This is a genomic window from Flavobacterium frigoris, assembly GCF_900111075.1.
In the GTDB taxonomy this organism is placed as follows: domain Bacteria; phylum Bacteroidota; class Bacteroidia; order Flavobacteriales; family Flavobacteriaceae; genus Flavobacterium; species Flavobacterium frigoris.
This window is the reverse complement of record NZ_FOFZ01000001.1, coordinates 518,279-531,621: the sequence shown is the minus strand read 5'-3', so window position 1 is coordinate 531,621 and position 13,343 is coordinate 518,279. Positions and strand designations below refer to the sequence as shown.

The 13,343-nt window shown below is 35.1% G+C and carries 8 protein-coding genes and 1 pseudogene; 6 read left to right on the top strand and 3 right to left on the bottom strand.

Going from position 1 to position 13,343, the window contains the following annotated elements; genetic code table 11:
• Positions 1-70 precede the first annotated feature (70 nt).
• Positions 71-2,569, top strand: coding sequence for a DUF5686 family protein (locus tag BMW63_RS02235; protein WP_074720780.1), 2,499 nt, complete (start codon positions 71-73; stop codon positions 2,567-2,569).
• Here the strand turns inward: BMW63_RS02235 and BMW63_RS02230 are convergent.
• Together BMW63_RS02230 and BMW63_RS02225 are read right to left on the bottom strand one after the other, a co-directional pair.
• Complete coding sequence (locus BMW63_RS02230) at positions 2,566-2,895, bottom strand: DMT family transporter (RefSeq protein WP_074720778.1); 330 nt, start codon at positions 2,893-2,895, stop codon at positions 2,566-2,568. The two genes, BMW63_RS02235 and BMW63_RS02230, sit on opposite strands and share 4 nt — an antisense overlap.
• 2 nt (positions 2,896-2,897) lie before the next feature.
• The gene (locus BMW63_RS02225) at positions 2,898-5,174 is read right to left on the bottom strand and encodes a cation:proton antiporter domain-containing protein (protein WP_074720776.1); all 2,277 of its coding nucleotides are present in this window, start codon (positions 5,172-5,174) and stop codon (positions 2,898-2,900) included.
• A gap of 205 nt (positions 5,175-5,379) precedes the next feature.
• On the opposite strand from BMW63_RS02225, the gene BMW63_RS02220 reads away from it, so the two are divergent.
• Positions 5,380-7,788 (top strand): efflux RND transporter permease subunit, encoded by a 2,409-nt coding sequence (locus BMW63_RS02220; protein ID WP_074720774.1) that lies wholly within the window; start codon positions 5,380-5,382, stop codon positions 7,786-7,788.
• 207 nt (positions 7,789-7,995) lie between these two features.
• Positions 7,996-8,511 (top strand): mechanosensitive ion channel family protein, encoded by a 516-nt coding sequence (locus tag BMW63_RS02215; protein ID WP_245744837.1) that lies wholly within the window; start codon positions 7,996-7,998, stop codon positions 8,509-8,511.
• Between the two features lie 92 nt (positions 8,512-8,603).
• Here the strand turns inward: BMW63_RS02215 and BMW63_RS02210 are convergent, their stop codons facing one another.
• A complete protein-coding gene (locus BMW63_RS02210) occupies positions 8,604-9,380 on the bottom strand; it encodes a TlpA family protein disulfide reductase (RefSeq protein ID WP_074720772.1) in 777 nt (258 codons plus the stop codon).
• Positions 9,381-9,742: 362 nt separating this feature from the next.
• Here BMW63_RS02210 and asnS point away from each other — a divergent pair, with 362 nt between their 5' ends.
• The 3 genes and pseudogenes from asnS to rpoN all read left to right on the top strand — a co-directional run bounded on the left by asnS (position 9,743) and on the right by rpoN (position 13,280).
• Positions 9,743-11,179, top strand: coding sequence for an asparagine--tRNA ligase (gene asnS, locus BMW63_RS02205; protein WP_074720770.1), 1,437 nt, complete (start codon positions 9,743-9,745; stop codon positions 11,177-11,179).
• A gap of 228 nt (positions 11,180-11,407) precedes the next feature.
• Positions 11,408-11,704: pseudogene (locus BMW63_RS02200) on the top strand (GxxExxY protein); the annotation flags it as partial.
• Between the two features lie 109 nt (positions 11,705-11,813).
• A complete protein-coding gene (gene rpoN, locus BMW63_RS02195; RefSeq protein WP_074720768.1) occupies positions 11,814-13,280 on the top strand; it encodes an RNA polymerase factor sigma-54 in 1,467 nt (488 codons plus the stop codon).
• Positions 13,281-13,343 lie beyond the last annotated feature (63 nt).

Sequence of the window (13,343 nt, the reverse complement as noted above, 5' to 3'; positions counted from 1 at the left end):
ATTTTTCTTATTCTTATTTCATACATAATACCATAATGTGATTGTGGCCGTTTTGTACTAAACCTTTTTTATGAAGCATTTTTGTCTACTGTTTTTCTTTTTTACTTTTTCAGTCCAAGCTCAATTTCAGCTAAACGGAATTGTAAAAGAATCCATAACAAACAAACCGCTTGCTTTTGCCACCATCACTTCTGCTGCCGGTTTCACAACCATCTCTGACGTGGACGGAAAATTTAGTATTTTTTCAAAAAATAGTATTCCCTCTTTTGACGTTTCCTACATAGGCCATTTTCGAATTACAGTCGCTGTTTTAAAAGAAAAAAATTATTACGCCGTTTTTCTAACGCCTAAAAGAGATGACTTAAAGGAAGTTTTTATTTCGAATACAAATCCTGCATTAGCCATTATAAAAAAGGTCATTGAAAATAAAAACAAAAATAATCCCCAATCAAGACTAAAAACTTTCGAATTCAAATCCTATAATAAACTGATTGTTTCCGCTAATCCTGACTCGTTAAAAGGAACTATTGACTCGGTATTTATTGAAAACTCAATTAGCAAAACCTTCTCTAAAATCGACTCCTCTGCTTATAAATTTAAAGAGATTGTAAGAAAGCAACATCTATTTCAAACGGAGAAAGTATCGCAATATCAATTTGGAAATCAAAAATTAAAAGAAACGATTTTAGGAACAAAAATGGCCGGTTTTAAACAACCTGTTTATGAGATTTTAGGATTCAATTTACAATCCTTTTCGGTCTACGATTCCCGCTACGAGCTTTTTGAAACAAACTACAACAGTCCTATTGCTAGAGACGCTTTAAACGATTACAATTATAAATTACTAGACACCATAGCCATAGACGGCAGAACGTCTTACATGATCTATTTTAAAAATAAAAAGAAAAGTAAGGCTTCAGGACTAGAAGGAGTGCTATATATTGACCAAACTAATTTTGCCATTTCCAAGGCCATTATGCGAATAAAAGGGGTGCTGGACATCAGTGGAATCCATGAGTTCCAATACATACCTCAAGAAAACATTTGGTTCCCCATTCGCAAAACGTTTAAAATTATAAAGGGAAAAAATGACGATGATATAAAAATCCTTGGTGGAACGATTCAATTTGACGGTGACGTTGAAAAAGACTTCCAAACCAGAAAAAAGACCCCTTCTGATTTTACGTATCTGCTGTCTAAAACCGATAACTTCGACATCCAGTATAATATTCCGCTGAAAATAAAACAAAGCTATATTTCTGTTGAAATAAAAGAAGATGCTATTAACAAACCAGAGCCTTTTTGGGACTCCTACCGAAAGGATAGTTTAGACATTCGAAGCCAAAAAACCTATTTGGCATTAGATAGTATCGCCATTAAAAGAAGAATTACAAGCCGCATTCGTTTTGGCAGAAAAGTCATCAACGGATTTTTACCTTTAGGATTTTTCGATATGGACTTGCGAAAAATTATCAGCTATAATAACTACGAAGGTTTTCGCTTGGGTTTTGGAGGCATAACAAATGACCAGTTTTTAAAAAATTTCAGAATTGAAGGCTATTCGGCATACGGCACAAAAGACGGGAATTTCAAATATAATGTAGGGTTGTCCGCTCGTGTGGGTCAATTTTCTGATTCCTGGATTGGTCTATCATACACTGACGACGTTAGGGAGATTGCCAATACTTTATATACTATCGAAAAAAGTCCTTTTAAACTCTACGATCCTCGACCTATAAACATTAGTACCTTTTACAACTATGTGAGTTGGAAAGCTTCTTTCAAGACTCAAATTATTCCAAAAACAGAAAGTCTTTGGACGCTCAATCGCTCAGAAATCGAACCCAAATTCAACTATGTCTATAATTTAAATAATAAACTATATACGAATTACATCATGACAACGGCTATGGTTTCGCTGCAATGGAGTCCTTTCAGTAACTATATGCAAACGCCAACGGGCAGAGTTGAAGTTGAAAAACGTTTTCCGAAATTTACTTTTCAGTTCACACAGTCCTTACCAAAAGTATTAGACAATGATTTTGAATTTAGCAAAATAGATTTTAAAACCGAATACGAGAAGAAATATTTGAATGGCCAAAAAACAAATTTACTATTCGAAGCAGGTTACGCTACAGGCGATATTCCGTTGACCCATTTGTACAATACTTCTCCAAATAATATTACAAAAGAAACCATCATTCAAAGAATCACCTTTGCAGGAAAAAACAGTTTTGAAACAATGTATTTCAATGAATTTTTCTCGAATGAGTTTGTTTATTTCCAATTTAAGCACGGCTTTAACAGAGTGACTATTTTCAAAAAAGTCAAACCTTCCTTAGTTCTAGTATCCAGAATGGGGTGGGGAAATTTACAAAAACCAGAGCAACATGCAGGATTAAATTACAAAACCCTTAATGAAGGTTATTTTGAATCTGGAATAGAACTCAATCAAATTTTTAAAGGACTAGGACTTACCGCATTTTACCGTTATGGCCCCAATCAATTGCTTCGATTTGAAGATAATATTGCCATAAAGCTGAGCTATGTTCTTAACTTGGGACTCTAGTGACTGGAAACAAACTTTAATCCAATAATTGAAGCAATTAAAGTCGTCAAAAAGAAGATTCTCCAAAAAGTAGCCGGCTCTTTGAATACAAGAATCCCTACCAAAACAGTTCCTACGGCTCCTATACCCGTCCACACAGCATAAGCAGTACCAATAGGTAATTCTTGGGTTGCCCGGTACAGCAATAGCATGCTTATACTTAGGCAAACTAAAAACCCCAACATCCAATACGTAGATTCGACACCTTTTGTTTCATTGGCTTTGCCTAAACAAGAGGCAAAACCTACTTCGAAGAATCCTCCAATGATTAATAAAATCCAATTCATAATTACGGTTTAATAATTAAAACAGACGGAACGCCAATCAACCAATCGCTATCTGAGTCCAGTACTGATTTCCAGCTTTCGAGGCTAATGAGCATTAAGTCCTGCTTTTCCAGAAAGGGCAAACTTACTAACTTATCTATAACTATTGATAAATTATCGGGATGTATTTGTTCTAATGAAGTCACGGCACTTTGAATAACAAAATTATTTTTTACATGTCCGTTTACATCTAAAACAGTAATTTTAGAATTATTATTGTAAATTAATTTTTGGGCGTAATCAATTAAAAAAGAATCATCTGATTTAAAAATTGGAATAAACACATGATCTATATCTTGAAATTCTTTATCAATCAAAATTCCTAATGGCATTTTGGTTTTGGCAACAATTTGGCGGGTTCGTTCGTCAAAAGGAGAGTTTTCAAACAAGCCTTCCTTACCCGTAAATTTGTCAATCAATCGATCCGGGTTTATGATCCTGGTAGTAAACCCAATTACTTTCCCGAGAATAGTCCCTTCAAAAATAGATTTCCCTAACCCAACAAGCAGTAAGTCATAATCCCCTTGATTTGCTACATCTGCAATCTCCGACTCGATATCGATGGTTGCTTTAAAAATGGTCTCAATTTCTATATTCAACAATTCTGATTCTTCAAAAATAGGTAAGAAACTGTCTTTTTCTTTCTCTTCCAAGTTGAATGTATGCAGTTCATCACTTAGAGATAAATGCATTGCAGTAACAATGGAGCTGCTTTTTTGCTTTTTGGTTAGGCTATTCGCTAATCGCAGTAGTGATTTCCCTTTCTCGTTATTTCCAAATGAAAATAGTATTCTGTATTTACTATAGTTAATTATTTCTTCGGCATCAGGCACACTCTTATCTTTAAACAAATAATTAATCAAATCTAAAGCAGGCCCGGTCATAAAAGTGGTCACCAGCGCCATAATAACCATCATCGTAAAAACTTCAGGAGTTAAAACCTTAAGCTCTAATCCTATATTTAATACTATCAGTTCCATTAGCCCTCTGGTGTTCATCAAAGCGCCAATCGTTAAGCTGTCTTTCCAGTTTTGCCCGACAAACTTTGCTGCCAAAGCGCTTCCCAAGAACTTACCCACAACAGCAACCATAATAATTGCTGCGGTAACTTTCCATAAATACGGATCATTTATAAGTCCGATTTCAGTTTTCAAACCTGTGAACACAAAAAACAAAGGCAACAAAAGTATCACCGAAACATCTTCTACTTTTTCGATAAATATCATTCGGAATTTAGAAACATCCGGCATAATTGATCCCATCATAAAAGCGCCAAAAAGGGCATGAATCCCAATTACCTCTGTAGCGTAAGAAGAAAGAATTAGAAAAAGAAAGAAAATTGCCATAACGGGTTTCCCAATACTGTCTTTAGAACCGTACAAATCACCAATTCTTTTCAAAAACGGTTTTACGATAAAAATCATTGCCATAACGTATACGACAGCCAACGAAATGACATAAAGTGAACCCACAAAATCTCCTGCCTTAACAATCGCAATTACTACTGCTAATAAACACCAAGCCGTTATATCATCTGCAGCCGCACAGGTAATAACAATTGCACCTAATTTAGTCTTATGAATCCCTCTTTCTTGTACAATTCTGGCCAAAACAGGAAAAGCGGTGATACTCATGGCGATTCCCATAAACAAACTAAAAGAAAGAAACTCTACCCCCGCCGGAGCAAATTTATTATAAACAAAATAAGACAATCCTATTCCCAATGCAAATGGAATCACAATACTCGCATGACTGATTACTACTGCTTCGCTTGCTTTGTTTTTAAGTACTTTAATATCGAGCTCCATCCCTATAACGAACATAAAAAGAATTAATCCTATCTGACTAAGAAACTTTAAATTACCAAGGGATTCAACAGGAAACAAAGCAGCAGAAAAACCAGGAAAATACATTCCTACCAAAGAAGGACCGAGCACGATACCAGCTATAATTTCACCAATAACAGTGGGCTGTCCAATCTTCTTGAAAATCCAGCCAAAAAGCCGAGCCATCAGGATAATCATTACAATTTGAGCCAAAAGTATAGCCAAAGGATCTTCAAAATTATGTTTCATAGACATAATAAAATCGTTCCAAGAACTATGAGTAGAGTCTGAAACAACCAATGCTTCTTTTCCTTCTAGTTCCTTTCCTTTATTAATTATCCAATAGATCAAAGCGGTGAAACCACCGGTCACCGTCAAATAAAACAGCGTGTTTTTATATTTTCTTAAATCCATTTTACACTCGTGTATTAACTTTACAAAATCACACAAAGATGTAAAATTCTATAATACGTTTTACAAGGCAAAATTTAATTTTTTAGCGAAATTAAAAAAGGAATCAAACAGTGGAAAGCGAACCATAAACCAGATAAAAAGATTTTCATAAATTATGGCTTTTGCGGTGGTATTCACTACCTTTGCACCCATTTTTAGTACACTTATGAAAAAGAAATTAAAAGTAGGGTTTTGGGAATTTATTGCCCGTATCGTACTTAAAAACCGAATCGTTATCCTTGGTGTTATTGTTTTTATAACGCTTTTTTTAGCACTGCAATGGAAAAACATACAGTTTTCGTTTACGGAAGCTAATCTACTGCCAGACAACCACATCATCAATAAAGAATACAACGCCTTTTTAGACAAATTTGGCGAAGAGGGAAATTTGATTGTTGTCGGTGTTAAAGACGATGCTTTTTTTACACCCAAAGCATTTGCTGCTTGGAATAAATTAACGACAGAAATAAAAGCACAAAAAGAAGTGGATCTGATTATTTCAATCAGTGACTTGAAGAAATTGCAAAAAAATGATTCCCTTCAAACTTTTGAATTAGTGCCGTTTGTTGACCAAGCAAAAACAGTTAATCAGGCGTACCTAAACACTATCAAAAAAGATTTATTCGAAAACATGCCCTTTTACGAGGGTCTCCTCTTCAATAAAAGAAACGGAACGATCCGCTCAGCAATCTATTTAGATAAAAAAATCGTCAATACAGCGCACCGTAAAGATTATATCGTAAATGATTTTATCCCAAAAATAGAAGCTTTCGAAAAAGAAACGGGCATTGATTTACGTGTTTCTGGGATGCCTTACATCAGGACATTGAATGCGATGAGCATCATGAGTGAAATTAGTTTATTCATTGGCGTTTCTTTATTGCTGACTTCGTTGATATTCTTTTTCTTTTTCCGTTCCTACAGAGCTACCCTAATTGCAATTATAATTGTAATCATAGGGGTTATGTGGACGTTTGGACTGCTTGGATTATTCCATTATCAAATCACCGTACTTACCGCGCTAGTCCCTACTTTGGTGATCGTAATCGGGATTCCCAATTGTATTTTCTTGACTAATAAATACCAACAGGAATATATTGCTCATGGAAATAAAGCCCGTGCATTGCAACGCGTAATTACAAAAGTAGGAACCGCTACCTTGATGACCAACTTAACTACAGCTGCCGGTTTTGCCACTTTTATCATTACTAATAGTGAGTTGTTGAAAGAGTTTGGTATCATTTCCTCATTAAGTATTGTTGCACTGTTTTTTTTATGCCTTATCATCATACCAATTTACTACAGCTATCAACCTGTTCCAAAAGAAAAACACCTGAGACATTTGAGCCGCAATTACACGAAAGTGTTCATGGCCTGGATTGAAAAAACGGTAAGATACAACAGACGACATGTCTATCTTGTGGCTATATTTTTATTTTTAATAAGCAGCATAGGTGCTTTCAAAATTAAAACATCAGGAAGTTTAATTGAAGACATGCCAAAAAATACAGGCTTCTTTAAAGATATTCTTTTTTTCGAAAAAGAATTTGACGGTATCATGCCACTTGAAATTACGATTGACACCAAAAGAAAAAAAGGAGTTATGAAACTCTCTACCTTAAGAAAGATGGATGAGCTTCAAGAGACGATAGAAGAAATTCCGGAGCTTTCAAAACCAATCTCTATTCTAAATTTGGTTAAATATTCTAAGCAGGCATACTACAATGGTAATCCTGAATATTACGAATTACCTACTTCTCAAGAGCAAAGTTTTATTTTGGGTTATGCAAAAAACGCATCTAAAAACACCCAAAATAACATCATGAAAAGTTATGTGGACAGCACGGGACAAGTAGCCCGAATTACCACCTTCATGAGAGACATTGGTACGGGAAACATGGCTAAAATAGAACAAAAACTACTTGATAAAACCAATAAAATATTCCCCTCTGATCGCTATAAAGTGGTAATGACTGGGAAAGCATTAGTTTTTGAAAAAGGAACAAAATACCTACTTGACAACTTAGTCAGCTCGCTTCTTTTTGCTGTATTTTTAATTTCATTGTTGATGATTTTCATGTTCCGCTCGTTTAAAATGGTGGTCATTTCGTTAATCCCTAATCTATTGCCGCTAATGATTACTGCAGGATTGATGGGCTATTTCGGCATTCCGCTAAAACCATCGACAATATTAGTTTTTAGTATTGCTTTCGGACTTTCAGTAGATGACACCATCCATTTCTTGGCCCAATACCGTCAAGAGTTAACTCGAAATAACTGGAAAATAAAAAAATCTGTTTTTGCGACACTAAAAGAAGCTGGAATCAGTATGTTTTACACCTCAGTGGTATTGTTTGCAGGATTCTCTGTGTTTTTGCTTTCTGATTTTGGAGGAACAGTAGCCCTAGGTGGATTAATTGCCATAACGCTAGCGTTCGGGATGTTGTCTAACTTGATGTTATTGCCTTGTTTGGTATTAACTTTAAACAAATCGTTAGCGAACAAACAGGAATTTATCGAGCCTAAAATTGATATTTTGAGTAACAGAGAAGAAGACGAAAATCTAGATAAATAATCGGCACACTTCTTTTAAAATCATGCCTTATAAAACTCACTAAAGCTTCCCCTCTTTCTAGACGGGAAGCTTTTTTTATAAAGGCAACTTCTGATTATTATAACTTCCTTTTTAAAATGGGTGTATTTGGAAATCATGAAATTTCACTTGCAGAAGATATAATCTCATAGATTATAATAGACCTTTTTGTCTACGCTATAAATACATTTGGTACTTTCGCTGCAGAATTTCGCAGGTGGAGTCGTTATTTTAATTCTAAAACCCTTTCACGTAGGAGATTTCATTGAAGCCCAAGGCTATACCGGAACCGTAAAGGAGATTAGCATTTTCTCTACTATGTTGAATACCGCAGACAAGAAATTAGTCATAATTCCTAATGGGCCCCTTTCGACTGGTGCGCTTATCAATTTTTCTGCCGAGCCACTACGACGAGCAGATTGGACAATGGGAATAGCGTACGGTGATGATGTCGGAAATTTCAAAAAGGCGATTAATGATTTCATTGCTGAGGACAGCCGAATTTTAAAAGACCCCGCTCCTTCTATGGGCTTATCTGAACTTGCTGATAGTTCAGTAAATTTTACCGTTAGAGTCTGGGTTGACGGCGCAGACTATTGGGGTGTATTTTTCGATAGGAATGAGAAAGTGTATACTCGTTTTGGAGATTACAAACTCAATATTCCTTTTCCTCAAATGGATGTTCACGTTCATAATAATAAATAAGTAAAACGATTAGCGCAGTAATAAGTCTGTATTATTGTTTTTTTATTGGAGTAAACACTGATTCTGTTAGACTTGAACTCCTATGCTTTTAATTAATTTCTTTCACTCACTTTCGCCAAAGCAACTTCTAGACTTTTACTGTCTGAAAGCACTTTAGCTATAAACCCTTCTTTATTAATAATAAAATGGGTAGGAAACGCATTAAGTTGAAGCGTTAAATTCATATACGTTTTCAAATTAGGAACAACGGAATAGGAAAGCGGTTTTCTTGCTAAAAAAGCCTTTAATTGCTCTGGTGAATCTTCGGCGAGACTTATAAAAACGATGTCTTTTCTGTTTTTGTAGTTGCTTACTAATTGATTGACTTCTGGAAATTCTTTAATGCAAGCTGCACAATGAATGTACCAGCATTTTACAACTACAATCTTTCCTTTTAGATTTTCATTTGTTATCAAATTACCGTTTAAATCATTAAATGAAAATTCAGGAAATGGTTCGCCCTCTTTTTTATAGTTTTGAATTTCATTGTATGCTGTCTCGGCAATGGACGCTTTTATACTTGAATCGGATTTAGGTTCAATCTTAAAAAGCTGATACTGAAAAACACTTTTCTCTGATTCTAATCGGATGGGGATGTTGTTCCCTTCACTGAGTTTCTGTAGAAATTCCGCTTTAGTAATTTCTTTCGAATTTGAATCTAATGCTACAAAATCTTGAGAAAGCATGACATTCTCTTTTTGATAGTTGCGCCAATCCAAATAGGTTTTTTGAACGGAAATAGGATTCACCTCTGGTTTCCCTAATTTAACTTGACCATTACAGAATGCGAAAATTAAAACTAAAGAAAGAGTATAAAACAGTTTTTTCATGGTTAGTAAGTAAACCACAAATTTAGTTGACTTATTTTATAAACACTAAAAAATAAACACGATCTTATTTTTCATCTTCTAAATAGCAACTTGTGTTCATTGAGATAATTTGAAAATTGATTGACAAAACGGAAATTCCACAATTGCCTAGCCCCGATAGCAATGGAAATCCTTCTTGTTTTATCTTTAAAAACAAGAAGATTGTAATGGATAGCGGGAGATTGCTTCTAAAAAACACTATTCTCCTTCCGGATTGCTTGCTTACTATAATGACAATTAAAACAAATCAATTATATTTGCATTTACTATTCTTCGATACCCTTTGATATCATCAATGGTATAGTTAAAAATCTAAAATTAAAATGAGACATACAAGAGTTAAAGACTTACTAAACAGTACAACGGCGCTTCATGAAGTAAATGCGAAAGGATGGGTGCGAACTTTTAGAAACAATCAATTTATCGCTTTAAATGATGGATCGACCATCAATAATATACAATGTGTTGTCGATTTTGAGAACACTCCTGATGAAACTTTAAAAAGAATTACTACTGGTGCTGCTATTTCTGTAACTGGGACTTTAGTCGAAAGTAAAGGTGCTGGACAAAAATTTGAAATTCAAGTTGCAAAACTGGAAATCCTCGGAGATTCAGACGCTGAGAAATTCCCGATACAACCAAAGAACAAACCAAGTTTAGATTACTTGCGTGAAAATGCACATTTACGTGTTCGTACGAATATGTTTGGTGCGATTATGCGTGTGCGTTCGGTTTTGTCATTTGCAGTTCATAGTTATTTCCAAGAAAAAGGTTTTGTATATGTAAATACGCCTATCGTAACTGGATCTGACGCTGAGGGTGCAGGTGAAATGTTTAAAGTAACCGCTTTGCCATTTGACGGTACTCCAAGAACCGAAGACGGAAAAGTAAACTATAAAGAAGACTTCTTTGGAAAAGAAACCAACTTGACGGTTTCTGGACAGCTGGAAGCAGAAACGTATGCTATGGCTTTGGGTCAGGTATATACTTTTGGGCCTACATTTAGAGCAGAGAACTCGAATACTTCTCGTCACCTTGCTGAGTTTTGGATGATTGAACCTGAAGTGGCTTTCAATGATTTGAATGACAATATGGACTTGGCCGAAGATTTTATTCAGTACGTTATCAAGTACACAATGGAGAAATGTCCAGAGGATTTGAAATTTTTAGAAACTCGTTTATTAGACGAAGAAAAATCAAAACCACAGGCAGAAAGAAGCGAAATGGCTTTACTTGACAAATTGAATTTTGTTTTGGAAAACAATTTCAAACGCGTATCTTATACTGAAGCAATTGATATTTTGAGAGAATGTACTCCTAATAAAAAGAAAAAATTCAATTACATCATTAACGAATGGGGAGCTGATTTACAATCAGAACACGAGCGTTACTTGGTTGAGAAACACTTTAAATGTCCGGTAATCTTGTTTGATTATCCTGCAAATATTAAAGCGTTTTACATGCGTTTGAACGAAGACGGAAAAACGGTTCGTGCGATGGATATCCTTTTCCCTGGAATTGGAGAAATCGTGGGAGGATCACAAAGAGAAGAGCGTTTTGATGTTTTGGTCGAAAAAATGAAAGCCTTAGGAATTGACGAAGAAGAATTATGGTGGTATTTAGATACTAGAAGATTTGGTTCTGCAGTTCACTCTGGTTTCGGACTTGGATTCGAAAGATTGGTGCTTTTTGTAACTGGAATGACAAACATACGTGATGTAATTCCTTTTCCAAGAACACCATTGAACGCGGAATTTTAATTTTTACCGCAAAGTATTTTTTAAAATGTTTCGCCACGAAGACGCTAGGGCACTAAGAAAAATTAAAGATATTTTACAATAAAAGTAATTTATAACTTGGCGCCTTTACGTCTTAACGGCAATTTAAACATGATTACTGAGAGAACCGAAGAGATTGCTAGAATAATTGTTAATTTGGCTTTCAAAGTTCATAAAGAACTTGGTCCGTGTTGATTTGAAAGAGTTTATGAAGTTTGCTTAGCACACGAAATAAGTAAAGTGGGTCTTGATGTAAAAAGACAAATAGACATTCCTATCGTTTATGATGGTATTGAATTTAATGAAGGTTTACGACTGGATCTATTAGTTGAAGATAGTATTATCATTGAAGTAAAAGCAGTAGAGTTAGTAAACCCTGTTTGGGAGGCTCAAATCATAAGCCATCTGAAATTACTAAATAAAGATTTGGGGTTTTTGATTAATTTTAAGATCCCACTAATAAAAAGTGGCATCAGAAGATTTATAAACACCAAAAAGAATTATTAAAAAAACACTTTGAGCCTTAGTGACAAAAAACACGGTTTTCAAAGAAAATAAATAACACAAAACTTTGCGCCTTTGCGTCTTAGTGGCTGAAATAAATTAGTGCCTTATTATGCTAAAGCAATTTTTAAATTTAAAGTTATCCCAGAAATTATCTCCTCAGCAAATCCAGTTGATGAAGTTAATTCAATTGCCTACGCAAGCATTTGAACAACGTTTGATGGAAGAGATGAATGAAAACCCCGCTTTGGAAGCAGGGAAAGAAGAAGATGAGTACGAAAAAGACGAGTTTGAAAACGAAGACTATGACGACTATGATGATTCTGAATCCGATCGTGTTGACGCAGAAGACATCAATATCGACGAATATCTAAGTAGTGACGATACCCCAGATTATAAAACCCAAACGAACAATTATAGTGATGATGATGAAGATCGTGAATCTCCATTAGCAGCGCCTGTTAGTTTTCATCAGGATCTAATCAATCAGTTGAATACGTTTATATTGAATGATGACGAACGAGATATTGCTGAATTTTTAGTAGGTAGCATCGACGACATGGGCTATATCCGTCGCAGTGTCCCGGATATTGTCGACGACATGGCATTCACTCAAGCGCTTTATACTGATGAAGCTACCGTGGAAAGAATGTTGCATGTAATCCATGAATTAGAACCTTCAGGAGTGGGCGCCCGCGACTTACAGGAATGTTTACTGTTACAATTGAAACACAAAACACCAACGGAATCAGTAGAATTAGCGACTGATATTATCGAAAATCAATTTGATGCCTTTACAAAAAAGCATTACGATAAATTAATACAAAAATATAATATTTCGAATGAGCAGCTTAAAAAAGCAATTCACGAAATAGAAAAACTCAACCCAAAACCGGGTGGTGCTTTTACGGGAAACAACAAAATTACGGAAAATGTGGTTCCCGATTTTGCCATTAGAATCATAGATGGTGAATTGGAATTGACATTAAACGGAAGAAATGCCCCTAGTCTGCATGTCTCTAAAGATTACCAGGAAATGATGCAGACCTATAAAGAATCTACTGATAAATCAGGCCCTCAAAAAGATGCGGTTCAGTTTATCAAACAAAAACTTGATTCGGCTAAGTGGTTTATCGATGCAATCAGACAACGTCAGGAAACACTTTTTGTTACGATGAATGCGATTATGCATTATCAGGAGGAATACTTTCTTGAAGGAGATGAAACGAAGTTAAAACCAATGATTTTGAAAGACATTGCTGATTTAGTAGGTCTTGACATTTCGACTATTTCCCGTGTAGCAAACAGCAAGTATGTTGAAACTCCTTACGGAACTAAACTGATCAAAGAGTTTTTCTCGGAAGCTATGAAAAATGATCAGGGAGAAGATGTTTCGACTTTGGAAATCAAAAAAATTCTTCAAAACATTCTTGAGGAAGAAGACAAGAAAAAACCATATCCAGACGATCAACTAGCTGAATTACTTAAAGAAAAAGGATATCCTATTGCTAGAAGAACCATAGCTAAATACAGAGAACAACTGGATATTCCTGTGGCGCGAATGAGGAAGAAGATTTAAGATCAGTTAGTATCTTTATAGAACCATTAAGAATTTAAGAAAAATTAAGGTAGTACTTAACCA